Source organism: Corynebacterium sp. HMSC14H10 (assembly GCF_001807105.1).
Taxonomy (GTDB): domain Bacteria; phylum Actinomycetota; class Actinomycetes; order Mycobacteriales; family Mycobacteriaceae; genus Corynebacterium; species Corynebacterium jeikeium_D.
The window spans coordinates 23,898-44,064 of the sequence record NZ_KV787425.1; the positions used below are offsets into that span (position 1 = coordinate 23,898).

General features: G+C 58.4%; 16 protein-coding genes. 11 read left to right on the forward strand and 5 right to left on the reverse strand.

Annotated features, from left to right (window positions below; genetic code table 11):
- Positions 1 to 16: 16 nt before the first annotated feature.
- From HMPREF3135_RS05500 to HMPREF3135_RS05515, 4 genes are all read left to right on the forward strand, one after another.
- Entirely contained in the window at positions 17 to 907 is an 891-nt protein-coding gene (locus tag HMPREF3135_RS05500; RefSeq protein ID WP_016423027.1) for a cytochrome bc1 complex diheme cytochrome c subunit, read from the forward strand.
- A complete protein-coding gene (locus tag HMPREF3135_RS05505) occupies positions 904 to 2,115 on the forward strand; it encodes a cytochrome bc1 complex Rieske iron-sulfur subunit (RefSeq protein ID WP_049170241.1) in 1,212 nt (403 codons plus the stop codon). The genes HMPREF3135_RS05500 and HMPREF3135_RS05505 overlap by 4 nt, the downstream gene beginning before the upstream one ends.
- Entirely contained in the window at positions 2,112 to 3,740 is a 1,629-nt protein-coding gene (locus HMPREF3135_RS05510) for a cytochrome bc1 complex cytochrome b subunit (protein WP_016423029.1), read from the forward strand. Before HMPREF3135_RS05505 ends, HMPREF3135_RS05510 begins: the two co-directional genes overlap by 4 nt.
- A 166-nt stretch (positions 3,741 to 3,906) precedes the next feature.
- A complete protein-coding gene (locus HMPREF3135_RS05515) occupies positions 3,907 to 5,634 on the forward strand; it encodes an ABC-F family ATP-binding cassette domain-containing protein (protein WP_070438569.1) in 1,728 nt (575 codons plus the stop codon).
- A gap of 163 nt (positions 5,635 to 5,797) precedes the next feature.
- Here the strand turns inward: HMPREF3135_RS05515 and HMPREF3135_RS05520 are convergent, their stop codons facing one another.
- Together HMPREF3135_RS05520 and HMPREF3135_RS05525 are read right to left on the reverse strand one after the other, a co-directional pair.
- Positions 5,798 to 6,244, reverse strand: a complete 447-nt coding sequence (locus HMPREF3135_RS05520) for an aa3-type cytochrome oxidase subunit IV (RefSeq protein WP_016423031.1) — start codon at positions 6,242 to 6,244, stop codon at positions 5,798 to 5,800.
- Between the two features lie 35 nt (positions 6,245 to 6,279).
- Entirely contained in the window at positions 6,280 to 7,455 is a 1,176-nt protein-coding gene (locus HMPREF3135_RS05525) for an aa3-type cytochrome oxidase subunit II (RefSeq protein WP_049190506.1), read from the reverse strand.
- Between the two features lie 500 nt (positions 7,456 to 7,955).
- Between HMPREF3135_RS05525 and asnB the strand changes: the two genes are divergently transcribed.
- Positions 7,956 to 9,881, forward strand: a complete 1,926-nt coding sequence (gene asnB / locus HMPREF3135_RS05530; protein WP_016423033.1) for an asparagine synthase (glutamine-hydrolyzing) — start codon at positions 7,956 to 7,958, stop codon at positions 9,879 to 9,881.
- Positions 9,882 to 10,060: 179 nt separating this feature from the next.
- On the opposite strand, the gene HMPREF3135_RS05535 is transcribed toward asnB, so the two are convergent.
- Positions 10,061 to 10,402 carry a HesB/IscA family protein gene (locus HMPREF3135_RS05535; protein WP_005512007.1) on the reverse strand — a complete coding sequence of 114 codons (342 nt, stop codon included), beginning with the start codon at positions 10,400 to 10,402 and terminating at the stop codon, positions 10,061 to 10,063.
- A gap of 307 nt (positions 10,403 to 10,709) precedes the next feature.
- Here HMPREF3135_RS05535 and HMPREF3135_RS05545 point away from each other — a divergent pair, with 307 nt between their 5' ends.
- The 4 genes from HMPREF3135_RS05545 (at position 10,710) to HMPREF3135_RS05560 (ending at position 14,097) form a co-directional block, all read left to right on the forward strand.
- On the forward strand, positions 10,710 to 11,474 hold the full coding sequence (locus tag HMPREF3135_RS05545) for a DUF3043 domain-containing protein (protein WP_070438575.1): 765 nt from the start codon (positions 10,710 to 10,712) through the stop codon (positions 11,472 to 11,474).
- 11 nt (positions 11,475 to 11,485) lie between these two features.
- A complete protein-coding gene (locus HMPREF3135_RS05550; protein ID WP_070438579.1) occupies positions 11,486 to 12,079 on the forward strand; it encodes a bifunctional adenosylcobinamide kinase/adenosylcobinamide-phosphate guanylyltransferase in 594 nt (197 codons plus the stop codon).
- Between the two features lie 102 nt (positions 12,080 to 12,181).
- A complete protein-coding gene (gene cobT, locus HMPREF3135_RS05555; RefSeq protein ID WP_049190512.1) occupies positions 12,182 to 13,219 on the forward strand; it encodes a nicotinate-nucleotide--dimethylbenzimidazole phosphoribosyltransferase in 1,038 nt (345 codons plus the stop codon).
- A 5-nt stretch (positions 13,220 to 13,224) separates the two neighbouring features.
- The gene (locus tag HMPREF3135_RS05560) at positions 13,225 to 14,097 is read left to right on the forward strand and encodes an adenosylcobinamide-GDP ribazoletransferase (RefSeq protein WP_070438582.1); all 873 of its coding nucleotides are present in this window, start codon (positions 13,225 to 13,227) and stop codon (positions 14,095 to 14,097) included.
- 566 nt (positions 14,098 to 14,663) lie between these two features.
- On the opposite strand, the gene HMPREF3135_RS05565 is transcribed toward HMPREF3135_RS05560, so the two are convergent.
- Positions 14,664 to 16,541, reverse strand: a complete 1,878-nt coding sequence (locus HMPREF3135_RS05565; RefSeq protein WP_070438589.1) for a vWA domain-containing protein — start codon at positions 16,539 to 16,541, stop codon at positions 14,664 to 14,666.
- A gap of 489 nt (positions 16,542 to 17,030) precedes the next feature.
- Positions 17,031 to 18,146 carry a branched-chain amino acid aminotransferase gene (locus HMPREF3135_RS05570; protein WP_070438592.1) on the reverse strand — a complete coding sequence of 372 codons (1,116 nt, stop codon included), beginning with the start codon at positions 18,144 to 18,146 and terminating at the stop codon, positions 17,031 to 17,033.
- 222 nt (positions 18,147 to 18,368) lie between these two features.
- Between HMPREF3135_RS05570 and HMPREF3135_RS05575 the strand changes: the two genes are divergently transcribed.
- Positions 18,369 to 19,907, forward strand: coding sequence for a leucyl aminopeptidase (locus tag HMPREF3135_RS05575; RefSeq protein WP_083280620.1), 1,539 nt, complete (start codon positions 18,369 to 18,371; stop codon positions 19,905 to 19,907).
- Positions 19,908 to 20,080: 173 nt separating this feature from the next.
- Positions 20,081 to 20,167: biotin/lipoyl-containing protein (locus HMPREF3135_RS11560; protein WP_246818318.1), on the forward strand; the 87-nt coding region annotated here is incomplete at its 3' end.

Sequence of the window (20,167 nt, forward strand, 5' to 3'; positions counted from 1 at the left end):
TCTTAAAGGGAAAAAGATGGAAAACACTACCTCCGAAACCAAGGACACCACGTCCTTGGCTGCGGCCCCGAAGTCAAAGGGCCGCCGCAAGATGCGCCGTACTGCCTCCGGCATTATGGCTATGGCTCTCGCCCTCACCGGCGCGGGCTTCCTCGCTAATGCTCTGACCCCTGATGCACAGACGGCTACTGCTCAGCAGGATGAAGCCGCAATGATTCAGCAGGGCAAGGAGCTTTACGACGTTGCTTGTATTACTTGCCACGGCGCCAACCTTCAGGGCGTTAAGGACCGCGGCAAGTCGCTGATCGGCGTCGGCGAAGGCTCGGTTTACTTCCAGGTTCACTCCGGTCGTATGCCGATGCTCCGCAACGAGGCTCAGGCAGCACGTAAGACCCCGCGTTACTCCGAAGAGCAGACGCTGGCTATCGCAGCCTACGTCCAGGCTAATGGCGGCGGCGCCGGCATCGTCCGCGACGAGGACGGCTCCATCGCTATGGAGTCGCTACGCGGTAAGAACGCCGGCCCGAACGGTGAGCTTGACAAGGCTGACGTTGCTCGCGGTTCCGAGCTGTTCCGCCTGAACTGTGCATCCTGCCACAACTTCACCGGTCGTGGCGGCGCACTGTCCAGCGGTAAGTACGCACCGGTCCTGGATCCTGCAAATGAGCAGGAAATCTACCAGGCAATGCTGACCGGCCCGCAGAATATGCCGAAGTTCTCTGACCGCCAGCTGTCTGCTGACGAGAAGAAGGACATCATCGCCTACATCAAGAACGCCAAGGAAACTCCGACCCCGGGTGGTTGGGGCATTGGTGGCATCGGCCCAGTTGCTGAGGGCCTTGTCATGTGGATTGTAGGCATTGTCGCTCTCGTAGCGGCCGCTCTTTGGATTGGATCCCGCCGATGAGTAATAACGAAAACAAGAAGTACAGCTCCGAAGAGTTGTCGAAGATGAGCAATGCGGATCTCGCTCGTCTGGGTGCTGAACTCGATGACGTGACCATTGCTTACCGCAAGGAACGCTTCCCGATTGCCAACGACCCGGCTGAAAAGCGCGCGGCTCGTGGTGTCACCATCTGGCTGGCACTGTCGGTCATTCTTGGCCTGGCATTCATCGCCATCTACCTGTTCTACCCGTGGCACTACAAGGGGCACGGCGAAGAGGGTCTGTGGCTGTACACTATGTACACCCCGCTGCTGGGTATCACCATCGGTGGCTGCATCGTCACCCTGGGTATTGGTGCAGTTAAGTTCACCAAGCGCTTCATTCCGGAAGAGATTTCGGTTCAGCGCCGCCACGATGGTCCGTCCGAAGAGGTCGACCAGAAGACCATCGTTGCCCTGCTGAACGATTCTTGGCAGACCTCCACCCTGGGTCGTCGCTCCGCTATCAAGGGCCTCCTTGGTACCGGCGCCGTCCTGGCTGGTATCGGCATGATCCTTCCGCTTGGCGGCATGATTAAGAACCCGTGGAAGCCACGCCACGACGTTGACGTCACTGGTGACGGCACCCTGTGGACCACTGGCTGGACTCTCGTCGAGAAGGGCCACAAGGTTTACCTGGGTCGCGACACCGGCGCTATCGCTGAAGAGGGCGTACACGGCTACACCACTAAGGGTGTTTCCCGCCTGGTTCGCCTCCGCCCAGAGGACCTGTCCGCAGGTTCCATGGAGACCGTCTTCCCTCTTCCGGAGGAGGACGTCAACGACGGCGACAAGTACTCCAAGGATGCTGATGTCTACGAGGCACACATGCACTCGATTCACGGCTCCCGCAACTCGGTCATGCTGATCCGTCTGCGTTCCCAGGACGCTGAAAAGGCAATCCTGCGCAAGGGTCAGGAAGACTTCCACTACGGCGACTACTTCGCCTACTCGAAGATTTGTACACACATCGGTTGCCCGACTTCTCTGTACGAACAGCAGACGAACCGTATTCTCTGCCCATGCCACCAGTCGCAGTTCGATGCACTGCACTACGGCAAGCCGGTCTTCGGTCCAGCTGCTCGCGCTCTTCCAGAGCTGCCGATCAGCGTTGACGAAGAAGGCTACATGTACGCAGAGGGCAACTTCATTGAGCCCGTCGGTCCGGCATTCTGGGAGCGTCAGTCATGAGTAATCCAACGAAACTAGCAACCGCTGCTAAGAATATGGATGACCGCTACACCCTGTCTGGCGGCATGCGTAAGCAGCTCAATAAGGTATTCCCTACCCACTGGTCCTTCCTGCTGGGCGAGATTGCACTCTACTCCTTCGTAGTCCTGCTCTTCTCGGGTGTTTACCTGACTCTGTTCTTCGACCCGTCGATGTCGAAGGTCATTTACGACGGTGCCTACGCGCCGCTCAACGGTGTCGAGATGTCTCGCGCCTACGAGACCGCCCTGCAGATCTCCTTCGAGGTTCGCGGTGGCCTGTTCATTCGCCAGATTCACCACTGGGGTGCTCTCCTGTTCGCCGTGTCCATCATGGCGCACATGTTCCGCATCTTCTTCACCGGCGCATTCCGCAAGCCGCGTGAGGCTAACTGGGTCATCGGTTCCATCCTCCTGCTGCTGTCCGTGGCAGAGGGCTTCATGGGTTACTCCCTGCCGGACGACCTGCTTTCCGGTGTTGGTCTGCGTATTATGTCCGCAATCATCATCGGTCTGCCGATTATCGGCACCTGGCTGCACTGGATGATGTTCAACGGCGACTTCCCGGGTGACATGATTATCCCGCGCCTGTACATTGCACACGTGCTGATTCTCCCGGCCCTGCTGCTGGGTCTGATTGCCGCTCACCTGGCTCTGGTCTGGTACCAGAAGCACACCCAGTTCCCTGGCGCAGGTCGTACCGAGAACAACGTCGTCGGCGTTCGTATTCTCCCGATCTTCGCAGTCAAGTCCGTTTCCTTCGGTCTGATCACGTTCGGCTTCCTGGCGCTATTCGCGGGTATCTTCCAGATCAACGCAATTTGGAACCTTGGCCCGTACAACCCGGCGCAGGTTTCCGCTGGTTCCCAGCCGGATATCTACATGCTGTGGACTGACGGTGCTGCCCGTGTCATGCCGCCGTGGGAGCTCTACTTGGGTTCTTACACGATCCCGGCAGTCTTCTGGGTCGCCCTGCTCTGTGGTGTTCTGGTTGTCCTGCTCTTCGCTTACCCGTTCATCGAGGCGAAGATCACCGGCGACAACGCCCACCACAACCTGCTGCAGCGTCCGCGCGACGTGCCGGTTCGCTCCGGCCTGGGTGCCATGGCTCTGGTTTTCTACACCCTACTGACTCTGTCCGGTGGTAACGACCTGATCGCATACCACTTCCAGATTTCGCTGAACGTGATGACCTGGGTTGGCCGTATCGGTCTGATCATCCTGCCTCCGATCGCTTACTTCGTCACTTACCGAATCTGCATCGGCCTGCAGCGCTCTGACCGCGCTGTCCTGGAGCACGGCATCGAGACGGGCATCATCAACCAGCTGCCTGATGGTTCCTTCATCGAGGTCCACCAGCCGCTGGGTCCGGTCGACGAGCACGGCCACGCCGTTCCGCTCGAGTACCAGGGTGCTTACGTCCCGAAGACCATGAACGAACTGGGCGCCGCTGGTAGCCCGGGTCGCGGTAGCTTCTTCAGCCCGGACTCCCCGGAGATCGCCGAAGAGGCAGCTCGTATCGAGCACGAGAACCACGAGCAGCAGGCTCAGATGTTCCGTGACCTCGAAGCTCAGAACGCTGAAGAGCGTCGCCAGCTCGAGCAGTAAAGTTCCGCGGTAGGTTTTCTACTGCGCTCAAATAAGACCACCCCGGTCCGCATCCACTTTGGATGTCGACCGGGGGGGTTTTTGTTACCCAGATTCTTCCGACCTCGCCTTGACCCAACATATGTCGGATACCAAATCTGCTGTTTACCAGTACTAAAATGGACATATGTCTACCAGTCCCTCCCCCACCACCGATCTTTCGAACAACGCCACACAGCTTGTCGCCAACGGTGTCAATTTCGACTACGAGGCCACGCCTGTTCTGCGCGATGTCTCGCTCACGCTTTCCGACGGCGATGTCCTCGGTCTGGTTGGAGACAACGGAGCCGGCAAGTCCACACTTCTTTGGCTACTATCTGGTCGTCGTCGGCCCACGAGCGGTACGGTGACTCATATTGGCACGCGTGTCCTCGGCTCTCAGGAGCTGGAAGCGCCTTTCGACTCCACGGTGCAAATGCTTATCGATGAGGCCCTCGGCCCCTCGAAACGTCGTTTAGCGGAGCTAGAAGAAGCAGCTGAGGCGATGGCCTTAGCAAAGACCCCAGATGAGTCTGAGGCGGCAGAGAAGGCGTATTCGAAGGCCTTCTCGGACGTCATGGCTCACGATGACTGGAACGCCGAACATAATGCGGAGATTGTGCTCGACCATCTCGGCCTGACCGGTACTGCTCCGGACGGCGCTCCCCTGACAGAGCAACTAACCACGGAGATTTCCGGCGGGCAGCGGGCGCGGCTGGGGCTCGCGATTACGCTCATTCGAAAGCCAGAGATTTTGCTTCTCGACGAGCCCACCAACCATCTCGATGAACGCGGTCGCCAGCTCGTGATTGACACCATCCAGAACCACCCTGGAGTGGTTGTGGTGGCAACACATGACCGCGACTTCCTGGATGCCGTTTGTACTGTAATTGGAGACTTGGTGCCGGGGCGCCCTGGTATTGGGCTGTTCCGTGGTAATTACTCCGACTACGCGAAGCACCGTCGCCACCAGCGTGAGCTATGGGAGCACCAGTGGCGCTCGGAGGAGCATGAACGCAATCGGTTGGAAGACACCATCGAGAATGGCGCTCGTGAGGTCTCACCGGGTCGGGAAATGACGGACAATAACAAGATGGCTTATGACCGCCGTGGCGGTCGTGTAGAGCGGCAAATCGCCCGCCGCGTGCGTTCGGCTAAGCAACGGCTGGAGGAACTCATTGAGGAAGGTGTGGAGCGTCCACCGGCACTACTGGGCTTTGATGCCCCGTTGACCGCACCCTTACCGACCAAGCGCGCTGCTTCGGGCAGCGATGAAGATTTTCACATCAAGATGCGCGGTGTGGTCGTCCCAGATCGAATTCGGGTTGGTTCACTGACTATTCGTCCCGGAGACAAGGTCGTGATCACCGGCCCTAATGGGGCCGGCAAATCTACTTTGTTTAAGACAATCATGGGGCAAGTTGAGACGCAGGCTGGCGAGGTACGTATCGGCGAGAACTGTCGAGTAGCCATGCTGGCTCAGGAACAAGACTGGGAAAACCCAAAGAAGTCCGCCCGTGAGTTGTACGACCTCGCGCCCAATGCCCGCGTGCCTCTCGACGACTTTGGGTTGCTTAGCCCCGAGGATGCCAATCGCCCGGTAGGAAGCCTCTCCATCGGCCAGCAGCGACGGGTGGCGTTAGCGTTGGTCGTAGCCAACCCACCGGAGATCTTGCTGCTCGACGAGCCTACGAACCATCTGAGTGTGGATCTAATCGAGCAGGTCCAAGACGCGATCGCATCTGCAGAGGGCACAATTATTGTGATTACCCACGATCACCGCATGATCAACTCGCTCGAAGCGCGTCATCTGCAGGTGACTGACGGTGAGGTCATCGAACTACCTAAGGGGCAGAAACCCGTCGAATTCGCTTGATGCGGAATCATATATTGACTACAGATCCTAACCGACGAGGTAACACCAGTTAGGAATCCCCTCCCACTCGCCCAAACAAAAAAGTCTCTCCCACTAACGCCCTTGTTAGTGGGAGAGACTTTTCGGTTATCTACGACTGTGGTTCAGTCTGATTGCACTCGGACTAGTGCTTCTCCGGCGGAGTGATGTACTGAGTGTTGAGCTTGGTGCCGGAGACGATCAGAATTACCGCGCCAAGGACAATCAGCCAGTAGGCCATGAATGCGATGCCGTAGCCCATGAGGAGGATGCCCATGGTCATCACGAACGGCCAAATCGAGCTAGCGGAGAAGAAACCGAGGGTACCTGCACCGTCGGCAATCTCTGCCTCTTCGAAGTCGGCCGGGGTGATGTCGGAGCGGCGCTCAGTGAAGTGGAAGTATCCACCGAGCATCAGAGTCATCAGAGCTGCGAGGACCAGGCCGGTTGCGCCAGCCCACTCGAGGCGACCCTGGCTTTCGTTGATGACGTTACCGGTGTCCTGGAGGTACTGAGTGCCGAAGATGTAGACGACAGCCATGAACCCCAGGAACACGGTAAGTCCGTAGAAGAGCTTTGCTGCAGACTTCATTTGAGAACTTCCTTTAAGTAAGAATCTTGCTGGGTTTACTTGGCGGTCGCGTTCAGGTCAATGGTGTTAGCACCACGATCACCCATGTCGCGGGTGTCGACACGACCGGAGTTGAACGGCGAAGTGGAGACTGCGAATGCCGGCTCACCGATGTGCTTCAGAGCATCAGCGTTAGTAGCTTCTGGGTTCTCCTGGCGGAACTTGATGTACTCGGTGAATGCCTCACGGGAGACAGCACGAATCTCGAAGTTCATCATTGCGTGGTAGGTACCACACATCTCGGCACAACGGCCAACGAATGCGTTCTTGACCTTGTCGCTCGGGTTGTCCTCTGGTCGGTTGGCAATCTTGTCCGAGTCAATCTTTTCGATCTGGAAGACACGGTTGGACTTGTTAGCCTCCGGGTGCGGGAACACGTCGCGCTTGAAGAGGAACTCCGGAACCCAGAAGGAGTGAATCACGTCAGCGGACGCGAGGTCGAACTGGATTGCAGTGTCTTCCGGAACAACGAGGACCGGAACCTCTTCGGTGGTACCGAGGGTCTCAATCTCGTCGTAGTGCAGGTAGTCGAGGCTCTCCTTGGAGCGTCCGTGAACCGGGTGCTCCTTCTGCTTTGCGCGATCCTCAGCGGACGGAACCTCGTGGCCGCCCTCGGTGAAGAACTGCTCATCAGCCGGCTTCTCAATACGGCCGTTGTATTCCTCGCCGCCCATCAGGTCAGCGGAAATGTTGGCGTAACCGAACTTCCAGTTCCACTGGAAACCGGTGACGTCGACGGTAACTTCCGGATCCTTATCCAGGGCAGTGACCTTGTCCTGAGTCTGAACCGTGAAGAAGAACAGAGTCATCACGATCAGAATCGGGAGAATGGTCAGAGACAACTCAACCGGAACGTTGTATGCAGTCTGGCGCGGGAACTCGCCCTTGCCCTTCTTTTCAGCCTTCTTAGCTGTGAAGTTTGCCATCGAGTAAAGGGTAACGCCCCAAACGATGATGCCGATAATCCAAGCTGCAACCCAGGTCCAAACCCAGAAGTTACCCATGGACTGTGCTTCCGGGGTCACACCTTCCGGCCAACCAAAGCGGAGCAGCTTGAAGAAGCCGTTCTCCGGAGGATTAACATCGCAGCCGGCAAGCAAGGCTGCGCTACCGGTGGCAACGCCGAGGACGCCGAGCTTACGGGCGACTCCGAACTTTCTACGCTGATTCACGTGTGTCTGCCTTCCTGATCCACACAATTTTCGATAACCGATTAAGGTTTCGTCCTACCCAAGCAGAGTAGTCGATTCTTAAGCTTTCTCCACAATAAATATGGCTGTGGGGTGCCTTTGAGTATATCTGCCCTAATAAAATACTGAGAAAGACCCGCCTATCGGGGGTGGCATTCTCACCAGTTACACCCTGTTGACGCTCCTAAGTCTATGAATTTTTTAGTGTTTGTGCCACGCGCTGACGCACACACCGTCCCGCGCAACCTTGCCCCGAGCCCTAGACACGGCAAACTCAGACATTCTCGCTTTTCCCCAAAAGGCATTAAAGTAGGTGCAGCATTTCTATGTGGCGCCAATCTGGGGTTCAACCCAGCTACTCAGCCACGCGGCGGTCCTTCACGGCCACCGGTTAAGGCGACAACCAGTCGCGCTGAGCCGCTAGCTACGGAGCCGTCGAAAATCCATTAAGTGACACTAAGCGAAAGGTGCGCGCACGAAGCATGTGTGGTCTTCTCGGAATCCTGGCTGCAAATTCTGACGCAGCGGAGCTCGTTCCCGTTGTCGAAAGGGCCCTGCCCTGCATGCGGCACCGCGGCCCTGACGATGCAGGCACGTGGCACGATGAGGACGCAGTTTTCGGCTTCAACCGCCTATCCATTATTGATATTGCCCACAGCCACCAACCGCTGCAGTGGGGACCAGAGAATCAGCCGAATCGTTACTCCATGACCTTCAACGGCGAAATCTACAATTTCGTCGAACTTCGCGAGCAGCTGGAGAAGAAAGGCTATGCCTTTAATACCTCCGGCGATGGTGAACCTATCGTCGTTGGGTTCCACCACTGGGGAGCGGACGTCGTAAAGCACTTGCGCGGCATGTTCGGCATTGCCATTTGGGACAGCGTCGAGCGCAAGCTTTTCCTGGCGCGCGATCCGTTCGGCATTAAGCCGCTCTACTACGCCACCACAGAGCGTGGCACAATTTTCGGTTCTGAGAAGAAGTCCCTGCTCGAAGCTGCGCCGGAGATGGGCATCGATGCGAAGAAGCTGAATAAGCGCGCACTGGAGCACTACGTCGATCTGCAGTACGTTCCGGAGCCGGAGTCGCTGCACACTGACATTGTTCGTCTGGAGTCGGGTTGCACTGCCATCGTTACGCCTGGTGGCGAAGTTAAGCAGACCCGCTACTTCAAGCCGAATTTCCCGATTCAGCCAGTGGCTAAGGGCGCTGAACAGGATGTTTTTGACCGCATTGCCCGTGCGCTGGAGGACAGCGTCGAGAAGCATATGCGTGCCGACGTCACGGTGGGCTCGTTCCTGTCGGGCGGTATCGACTCCACTGCGATTGCAACTTTGGCTAAGCGCCACAACCCGAACCTGCTGACGTTTACCACTGGCTTCGAGCGCGAGGGCTTCTCCGAGGTCGATGTGGCTGCCGAGTCCGCCGCCGCCATTGGCGTCGAGCACATTGTGAAGGTCGTCTCGCCGGAGGAGTTCGCCGGGGCGATTCCGAAGATTATGTGGTACCTCGATGACCCGGTAGCTGACCCTGCACTGGTGCCGCTGTACTTCGTGGCCGCAGAGGCTCGTAAGCACGTTAAGGTCGTACTGTCCGGTGAGGGCGCAGACGAGCTCTTTGGTGGTTACACCATTTATAAGGAGCCGCTGTCGCTGAAGCCGTTCGACAAGGTTCCATCTCCCCTGCTGCGCGGTCTGGCTAAGGTCGGCGAAGCTCTGCCAGAGGGCATGCGCGGCAAGTCGCTCCTGCAGCGAGGCACTACTCCGCTGGAACAGCGCTACTACGGCAATGCTCGTTCCTTTAACTTTGAGCAGCTGCAGGAAGTGCTGCCGTGGGCCAAGAAGGAATGGGACCACAGCGATGTCACTGCGCCGATTTACGCGCAGTCTGAAGGCTGGGACCCGGTGACTCGGATGCAGCACTTGGATCTGTTCACCTGGTTGCGTGGCGACATTCTGGTCAAGGCGGACAAGATCACCATGGCTAACTCCCTGGAGCTGCGCGTGCCGTTCCTCGACCGTGTGGTCTTCGACGTTGCACAGACGCTGCCGGTGGACATGCGTGTTTCTCACGGCACCACCAAGTACGCACTGCGTCGCGCCATGGAGCAGATTGTTCCGGAGCACGTGCTCAACCGCCGCAAACTGGGCTTCCCGGTGCCGATTCGCCACTGGCTGGCAGGCGACGAGTTGCACGGCTGGGCCGAGGACATCATCCGCGAGTCCCAGACCGAAGAGTTCATTAATAAGGACGCCGTGCTCAAGATGCTCGCCGAGCACCACCCAACCGAGCGCGACCACTCCCGCCGCCTCTGGACCATCCTGGCCTTCATGGTCTGGCACGGCATCTTCATCGAAGACCGCATTACTCCGGACATCGAGCAGCGCGACTACCCCGTCGAGCTCTAGCTCGCTTTACGACGGTCCCCGCGATTCAGCCCCATCCTGCCCCGGCAGGCTGTCACCATCGCTGGGGCAACCAATAGAAAAGGCTCGGACCTCACTCAGTTAACAAGAGTGAGGTCCGAGCCTTTTTACTATCCGACGCTTTTCACAGCGTCTGCTGACAGCTCTGCTCAGCTAATGACTTAGTTGAAGGAGTCACCGCAAGCGCAGGAGCCAGTGGCATTCGGGTTATCGATTGTGAAGCCCTGCTGTTCAATGGTGTCAGCAAAGTCGATGGTGGCACCGGACAGGTACGGAACCGACTGGCGATCAACGACCAGCTTGACGCCACCGAAAACTTCGGCGACATCGCCGTCGAGGCTGCGGTCATCGAAGTAGAGCTGGTAGCGCAGGCCGGCACAGCCGCCCGGAGCCACGGAAATACGCAGTGCCAGGTCGGTGGCACCTTCTTGGTCCAGAAGTGCCTTTGCCTTGGCAGCCGCAGCTTCGGTCAGGGTAACGCCAGTGCTCTGAGCAGTAGTCATAGCGCGTGTCCTCCTTGTTGAAGTGTTTAAGAATGCGAGTCGACCCCAAGGTCGGCTACGTCATTATTTATCACAACCTTACCGGCCAGTCTTTAATTCCCAATTCTGGGTTCTCTTTTTCTTTCTCTTTATCGAAAGTCTTTTTGCCGCCACATCGCAACCACACCACGGCTTCCCACGCCACAAGCGCACTCTTCCCGCCTGCCCCTGCGGCGGTCATCCCCAAAACCTCGCCCTTGCCCCGCCCCTGACCCTCAACCTGCAACCTAATTAGGGAAGCACCTTGAAGACCTTATAATCTGGGGTCGTGAATCTACCGTGGAAAAAGAATGACAAAAAGTCCAAGGCAGCTGAGGCAGCTAACGCTGACGCAACCAACGCCGGAGAAGTAGCCACCGACGCGACCGCATCCAGCGGGGCCAAGGGCACCGCTTCGGAGTCTCAGCAGCCCGAGAAGAAGCACAGCGGTGCTTTTACTCCCAAGAAGGGGCGCCCCACTCCGAAGCGCAACGAGGTTGAGCGCGAACGCGGCATCCGCCGTGGCCCGGTCGAGGCGCCGCTGACCGCTAAGGAAGCTCGCCAGCGCCGCAAGGAGCTCAAGGCCTCCATGTCCAAGGAAGAGCTCAAGGCCGCCAAGGCACGCGAGCGAGCAGAGCGACGTGAGCAGCGTCGCATTGCCGACGAGCGCATGGCCGCCGGCGATCCGCGCTACATGCTGCCACGCGACCAGGGCGCTGAGCGCAAGTTTGTCCGCGACTGGGTTGATTCCCGTCGCTTCCTCGCTAACGTGTTCCTCCCGTTCGCGCTGATTCTGCTGCTGATTATGATGATTGGCACTTCCCTGCCGAAGCTGGCCAACATCGCATCTCTCATCGCTATGGTTCTCATCATTGCCCTGATCATCGAGGGCATCTACATCGGCCGCCGTGCCATCAAGCTGACGCGCGAGCGCTTCCCGAAGACCACCGAAGGAGCCTGGGGACTGGGCTTCTACGCTTACTCCCGCGCTTCTCAGCCGCGTCGTCTGCGTACTCCGCGTCCGCAGGTCAACATCGGCGACGAGATCAAGTAGCCTCATCTGCCATGCGCACTCTGGTTCTCGGTGGCGCCCGCTCAGGCAAGTCCTCATGGGCTGAGCACGAGCTGCTGGCCACCGCCGCAGCCTCAACCGGCGATGCCTCAGATGCTGCAGCCTCAACGGTGTTGCACTACATCGCAACAGCACGGCCCTGGCCCGGTGATAGCGATTTTCACTCCAGGGTCGAGGAGCACCGCATTCGTCGTCAAGCACAGGCAAAAGAGCACGGAGTGGCCTGGCACACGGTTGATGACGTCGATGCGGTGGAAGCTCTCGCGTCGCCGGAGCGGCGCATGCTGCTGGACGATGTCGGCACCTGGCTGACGCACATCATCGATGCGCAGGGGCTGTGGGAGGCGCCGAGGGGTAGCGTCGCGCCGTGGACGCACTCGCTTGTCGACGCCGTGCGCAACTTCCCCGCAGATTCCGACCTGTTCATTGTGTCGCCCGAAGTGGGCTTCGGTGTCATTCCCGAACACCGCTCAGGGCGGCTTTTCCGTGATGAGATTGGCCTTCTCAACCAGCAGCTTGCAGCTATCTGTGATCGTGTTGTCCTAGTTGTGGCTGGCTGCCCCATGGAAGTCAAGGCGGCGAGCTAGATTCACTCCACGCCGCTTCCCCTATGACGGTCTGCCTAGCAATGCGAATAGCTGTGCACCAATGGTCGGTAGACAAATCGTTTTCGGGTAGCGTTTGAGAGTATGAACGCGGATTATTTTGGACCGGTAGCACGCCCTGACGAAGAGACTGAACAGGCCGCCCGCGCGCGCCATGAGCAGTTGACTAAGCCCGCAGGCTCACTTGGCCGGTTGGAAGAACTCGGCATTTGGATTTCGGCGTGTCAGGGAGAATGCCCTCCGCGTGACCTGGACGATTGTCGTGTTTATGTCTTCGCTGGTGACCACGGTGTTGCCCAGGGCGGGGTGTCCGCGTACCCGTCCGAGGTGTCTATCCAGATGCTTGCCAATATCGAGGCAAAGGGTGCCGGCGTGAACGCTATCGCTGACATCGCGGGAGCCACTGTTACCGGCGTGGACATTTCCCTCGACCACGATGCCGAAGGGCCATACCGTATCCGTCGCAGCTGTGGTTCTATCGACCGCGAGGATGCGATGAGCGAGGAGGAGGTCGATAAGGCCATCCGCACGGGCATCGCGATTGCCGACGCCGCCGTTGATGAAGGCGCTGACCTGCTCATTGCCGGCGACCTGGGCATCGGAAACACCACTCCAGCCGCGGCGCTGATTGGTGCCGTGACCAACTCCGAACCGGTGGTCGTCGTCGGCCGAGGCACTGGCATTGATGACGAGGGGTGGAAGCTCAAGGTCGCTGCCGTACGCGATGCCATGTTCCGCGTGCGTCGCCTGCGCAATGACCCGGTTGAGGTGCTCCGTCGTATTTCCTCGCCGGATATGACCGTGATGGCCGCGTTCTTGGCGCAAGCAGCGGTTCGTCGCACTCCTGTGATTTTGGACGGAGTGGTTGTCACATCCGCTGCTCTGCTGGCTGACCAGCTCGCTCCGGGCGCCCGCGATTGGTGGGTCGCCGGCCACAAGTCGGCAGAGCCCGCGCACGCGCTTGCCCTTCGACACCTGGATAAGGAACCACTTCTCGAATACGGGATGCGTCTTGGCGAAGGCTCCGGCGCCGTCGCTGCCCTACCGCTGGTCAAGTCCGGCGTATCGGTCCTGCGCAACATGGCTACTTTCGCCGACGCAGGCGTAAGCACCAAGGACTAATCGACTTGTCCGACAAAGCCGGCCCGTCTCGCCAGGACAACCTCGACGGCGATCCCTCTGCTCACGGCAATGCCGTCGCTGAGGCCATCACCACTGCCCTGTCCTGGCTCACCATCCTGCCTTTCAAAGGCGCGAGCGTGTTCGACCGCATCACCGGCCGTCGCGCCATCGCCGCACTGCCAGTAGCTGGGCTCGTTCCTGCCGCGGGTGCAGTTCTCATCACGGCGGCGCTGTTCGCAACGTCGTCGTCACGCACGCCCACGCTTTACGACGTCACCCCGATCCTCGGCGGCGCCCTGATTATGGTGGCGGCACAGATGTTGACCCGCGCGATGCACCTGGATGGGCTGGCGGATGTGGCGGATGCCCTCGGCTCGTATAAGCCGCCGGAGGGGGCGCGGGAGGTGCTGCGCGATCCGAGCACCGGCCCAATGGGCGTGGGCTCCATCGTGCTGACGATGTTGACGACGACGACTGCTTTTGCCGTGATTGTGGCTAGTGTGCTGTCGCAGTGGTCTGCCGGTCAGATGTGGCCTGGCGTGGTTGCGCTGTGCTTGCCTTTTGTAGCCTCTCGCGCGGCAGCAACGACTGCCTGCTGGCGCGGCTTTCCGCCTTTTTCGAACAGCGGCTTCGGCTCTCTGACTGCCGGTACTCAGTCCACAGTCACGGTGACCTGCTGGTGGATACTGCTGCTCGCTGTGTCGGGCTGGGTGGTTGGGCTCGTGGGCGTAGTCGCTTGTGCACTGAGCTTTGGCGTTACACTGCTGCTGACGCGGCATTGCGTGAAGAGGTTTGGCGGAGTCAACGGCGACGTGTTTGGTGCAGTCATTGAGATAACGTGCGCTGTCTGTGCCGTGGCACTTGCCATAGGGTTCTAGCAGGGAAAATGCGCGCATTGCCCCCGTTGGGGTTTTCTTTAAAAAGAACTATTGACGGTCGCTTTGACGCGGACGTATTCTGAGGGCACACCGCCGGGAAGGCGGAGTACAGGAGGCTCGTTTCGGGGCTCGCCCAAATTATTTTGCGCCGACCGTTTGCCGGGGCGCCAAGAACGAGCACACCTTCTAGCCTCCCAGCTAATTAAAAAAGCGCGTCCCGCCGCAGCGATGCACGGGACGCGCTTTTCTTTGTTGGGGTGGCACTCCCAGGTTTGGGTTCAGTGGGGTTTGGGTTCAGTGGGGCTAGTGACTGCGGTTATGTTAGCGACGGCGGGCCAATGCGAGTTACTGACTGCGTTTATGTCAAAAATGGTCCGAAAAATGGCTTGAAAGTGTCATAAACTCACACAGTTTCACATCTGCAGCCCATAATTCTTGGAGTTGTCAGTTCTTGCGGCTAAGTAGCAAAAAATGTGCCCGCCAGCGATACGCCAAGCGGACACAATTTTGCTGCCTTCCCCACCCTGCCCCCCCCTGCTCAGGAACTTCCTGATCTTACGGTTTGTCTACTCCTTGCGCTTCTTGTTCTGGTAGACGATTGCGCCGGCAATGCCGATAAACACGGCGACCACTGCTACAACGGTGCCAATGACCAACGGGCTCATGCCCTCATCTTCCATGTCCGACGAGGATGCGGATGCCTGAGAATCCGTATCCGAGGAGTCAGATTCATTCGACGCATCTTCTGACGAGTCCTTTGACGATTCCTGTTCCGGCACTCCCTTGGCCAGAATCGGCTTATCGGATGGAGTCGGGCCGTTCTTGTCAGTCGGTCGCCAGTCAGGCCCCTTAGTTGGCTTGTTGTCCAGGAGGAATGCGAGCTGGAACGGCTGATCGATGCCACTGACCTCTTCATCCGGGCGATAGTTAGCCATTCGGACAGTCGCGTAGTAGTAGCCGGCGTTGGCTACAGGTCGTCCTCCAACATTAGATTCTCGGTTGTTGTATTCGACCGGACGATCTGTTGACAAGTTCAGGTCCTCGGAATCCTGATAAAAGTGCATTGTTCCATCCGCCACGGAAACCTCGAACGGATTCAGCAGGGCAACTCCCATGGAATCGGCATTATCGCGCTCCGAATTTCCAGTGCGGGCAGCAATCACTGGTCGCTGACCCCACTCGACAGGGATCTTGTAGAACTTCTGTTCACCGGGCACGATTGTGTCAGAGATGTTATCCCCAGATTTAACTTCCGGCGCTTGGGCTGCGTTATTGCCACCGTTTACGGGCTTGGCCTCTCCAAAAGTGGCCTTTTTGTAGGCTTTGTCGCCGGTCGAAGAAGACCGCCCCTCATTTAGTTTGTCAGCATCCTGCTTCTTCAGGACTGGCTCAAACTGGACGCTAACCTCGACCTTCACCGGTTCATCACGATAGTCCGCTACTGAACCACCGTCATAGACCCACACGTTATTTGCGACGAGCCACTTGGTTTGATCGCAACTGGATTCGATGCGGTCACTATCCCATGCAAGAATGCTTGCATCAGCCGAAGTTGGAGTCCACGAATCGGCACTAGCTTCGGCGCCAGTCAGCGACCCCATACGACCGTCGTCCTGGCATTTTCCGCCAGTTTCATTGATGATTTCGTCAACTTCAGTTCGGACATCCTGCTGGCCTTTACCCTCAGCATCGATATTCGCTAACACCTTTGAGGTAACAATCGCGTTGTGTCCCTTCGGCACTGCGATTCGGTAGTAGAGCGGGGTGCGATCGTGCTGGGCAACCTCTGGCACCAGCGTCGTCTGGTACTTGCCCTCGCCGAGCCATTTCGCGCCTTCCTTAGTCTCGGAGAACTCGAAAGGAGTACCCGTGGTTTCGTAGCCCTGCACTGACCGCTGAGTCAAGAACTTCATGTGGTCTGCAAGCTGGGTAGCATCGTCCGCAGTCATGCTCTGTCCACCGGATACCTGCGCAACACACTCCAGCTCAGCGCGAGCTTCTTCATCGACCTTGAAGCCCACTGTGTGAATCGTCAGGCCAACACCCTGCCCTGCCAGTTCCTTCGCAACCTCACACACCGGTGGCGGCGCGCAGGTGTCGATACCGTCAGAGACCAAAATAATTGACCGCTCACCGTCTGGGCCAAGCTCATCAGCCGCCTTACGCAGTGCATTGCCGATCGGCGTATAGCCCTGAGCTTCCAACCCGGCAATCCTGCTCTTCAGGCCTTCTTTGTCGACCTTTTGGACAGGCGACAGCACCTCGATGTCCTGGCAACCACGTTCGCGGTTGGATTCATCACTGGATTCGCGCTGGCCATAAACCAGCATGCCAAGCAGCGCATCATCCGGGAGGGAGTCAATCAGCTCCGTGGATGCGCGCTTTGCCGCATCGAGGCGGGTGCCTCCGGCGTCGTCGGCAAGCATCGAACCAGACAGATCCATGATTAGCTCTGCTTTTGCTTCGCCCGTACCCCCTTCGCCCGTAGGAGCGGGCTGTTCCACCCCGGACGGCGAAGGCGAATCTTGGGCTGCCGCCACCGGAGCCGGAATCGCACTAAACCCAATCGTCCACGCAGCCAACAACAGAGTGACAACGATGGCTACCCTTAGGCGCTTTGAACTACTTGACGAAAAACTATCTTTAAAAAAGTCTTGAACTACCACCATCACAGCGCCTCAAACTGTTTTCCCAACTACAAAAATCAATCGTGTTGGTAGTTTTTCACAGTGACCCCGGTCACGCTAGAGGTGTTTTTAACGGCTAAACAAATGCCGCCTGAACAATTCATGAACCATGAGAAAATCGCACAGCCGTTGGGGAGCCAGCAAAGCAAAAACGCAGCCCCTGAACAGCGAATACTGAACAGGGGCTGCGAAAGTACTAATTCTAGTAACCACTATTAAATTTTTCTTAGCCGACCTACGCCGAAACTAAGCCTCAACGAGCTTGTAAATCCAACCGTGGGTATCCTCAACCTCGCCGTGCTGGATACCGGTCAGCCGCTCGCGCAGCTTCATAGTCCACTCACCGGTCTCGCCGCCGTTGATCTCGAACTCGCCCTCAGCGGACTTCACAAAACCGACCGGGGTGATGACTGCAGCAGTACCGCAGGCGAATGCCTCGCTCATAACACCGGAGGTGGCATCATTCTTCCATTCCTCGGTGGAAATGCGACGCTCCTCGACATTCATGCCCAGATCCTGAGCAGCCTGCAGCAGCGATGCCCGAGTAATGCCCGGCAGCAGCGAACCAGACAGCTCTGGAGTCACCAGCCGAACACCAGCGTCAGCATTCTCATCCGGGTAGATAAACGCCAGGTTCATGCCGCCCATCTCCTCGATGTACTTGCGCTCGACAGCGTCCAGCCACACAACCTGGTCGCAGCCCTTTTCCTCTGCCTGCTGCTGAGCCGCCAGCGAAGCTGCATAGTTACCTGCGAACTTCGCAGCACCGGTGCCGCCCGGCGCGGCACGCACGTACTCGTGGGAGATCCACACGGTCACCGGGTTAATGCCACCGGAGAAGTACGCGCCGGCAGGTGAAGCGATGAGCAGGAAGGTGTAAGAGTTCGACGGGTGCACGCCCAGGGTGCTCTCGGTGGAGAACATGATTGGACGCAGGTACAGGGATTCTTCGCCACCAGCTGGCGGCACCCATGCTGCATCGGCTTCAACCAGCAGGCGGATTGCCTCGAGGAAGGTCTCCTCCGGCAGCTGCGGCATTGCAATGCGGTCAGCGGAGCGCTGGAAGCGACGAGCGTTCTGCTCCGGGCGGAAAGTAACAATGGAACCATCCGGCATGCGATACGCCTTCAGTCCCTCAAAAATCGACTGCCCGTAATGCAGGACCGAAGAAGACGGCTGCATTTCAATCGAACCGTATACCTGCAGCTTGGCGCCATGCCAGCCTTTGTCTGCAGTCCAGTCAATTCGGACCATGTGGTCGGTGAAGTGCTTACCGAAACCAGGGTTGGCCAAAATCTCCTCGCGCTCGGCATCAGAGAGTGGATTCGGGTTACGTTCGATTGCAAATTCCAAAGCAGACATGTCTTTCATCCTAAACCGTCGAGGATCGAGTCGTATCAATACTCGCCCCCGAAAGACCGTGTTAGTCAGGGCAATGTCAGCGTCGCGGGCACTAGGCGCGGGTACATTCCAATAGTCGTGGCGCTGGCTCGTCAGTCCGCTGTCCAGGGATGAAGGACACGAACCGGCAAATAGGGATACGGTGGTGTACCACATAGTACGACTACAAGGAGATGCAACTACATGTCAGTCCCCGCTAACAATGATTCGGCACAGCTCGGCGCTTCTCGCAACGCCGCTGTTTTGTCCAATTACCTGCCGGCTATCGGCACTCGCGTGGTCATCGCTGCCGACAACTCTCTGCCCGCGGACGCCGACGCGGTTCTCGTCGCGCTTATCGACGGCGAGGATGGCCTCGAGCTGGTCGCACCCGAGGCCATCGGTTCGGTTGCAGAGCAGCTGCTCGCCTCCTTTGAGGCAGTCTCCGCCAGCGCTAAGGCCGAGTCCGTGACCACCATCCCGGCTCCTGCTGGCCTGGATGTCGACAGTGTCACGGGCGTTGGCGTGGGTTCTGAGGACCTGGATGCCGAGGACATCCGCCGTGCCTGCGGCGCCGCTGCGCGCCGTATGACCAAGGCCAAGGTGGTCTTTAACACTCTCGGCGCCATCGATCCGCAGGCTGCAGCCGAGGGCTTTGCGCTGGGCGCTTACGCTTACTCCGGTCAGAAGAGCGACGAAGAAAGCAACGAGGCCACCCAGAAGGTGGTTGTGTTGGGCGCTGATGACGACGTCGTAAAGCGCGCTTCGGCAATTGTAGATGCCGTTGCCACCGCGCGTGACTTCGTCAATACAGCATCGTCGCACCTCTACCCCGAGACGTTTGCTGACGCTGCTGCAGCGCTAGGCCGTGACGCGGGGCTCGAGGTCGAGGTGCTTGACGACGACGCTCTGCGCGCCGGCGGTTTCGGAGGCCTCAATGCCGTGGGTGGTGGATCCTCGCGCGGGCCGCGCCTGGTGCGCCTGATTTGGAAGGGCGATGAGTCGGCAGAGAATTCGCTGGGACTGGTCGGTAAGGGCATCACCTTTGATACCGGCGGTATTTCGCTGAAGCCGGGCGCCAGCATGGAGAACATGATCTCCGATATGGGCGGCGCTGCGGCTGTTATTGCCACAGTCGTCCTGGCTGCTCGCCTAGGCGTATCCACCCCGGTGACCGCAACTGTTCCAATGGCGGAGAACATGCCGGGTGGTAAGGCGTACCGTCCGGGCGATGTCATTACGCAGTACGGCGGTAAGACCATTGAGATTCTGAATACCGACGCTGAGGGCCGCCTCGTACTCGCAGACGCCATTGTCCGCGCCTGCGAAGACAAGCCGACTCACCTGATTGACACCGCTACCCTGACCGGTGCGCAGCTAGTCGCTCTTGGCGAGCGCACCCCGGGCATCCTGGGTAACGACGAGTTCCGTGACCGTGTTGCAGAGCTGTCTCAGAGCATTGGTGAAAATGGTTGGGCAATGCCGATTCCAGTTGAGCTAGCAGAGGCCCTGAAGTCGCCGGTAGCTGACCTGCGGAATGTCACGAACTCTCGCTTTGGTGGCATGAGCGTTGCAGCTGCATACCTGCGCGAATTCGTTGGCGAGGATGTTGAATGGGTTCACATCGACGTTGCCGGTCCGGCCTTCAACACCACCGGGGAGTATGGTTATACCCCGAAGCGGGGCACTGGTGTTCCGGTTCGGACGATGTTCTCTGTGATTGAGGATTTGGCAACGAAGTAGCCGGTCATCCGACTGCGTCCCGCCCGGCTGGAATCATGGCTGGAATGAGCTATTCCAAGCACCAGTCGAAAGCGGGCGCAGCCCACGGGGCAAGCAGAGTTTTCAACCTGTAAGCTAATTTGTAATAACCGTCTTAAAACGAGATTTCTTAACTTTTCGAGGAGTGCACAAACATGGCGACCTCTATTGAGATGCCGGAGCTCGGTGAATCAGTTACCGAAGGCACCATTACCACCTGGCTGAAGAAGGTCGGCGACACC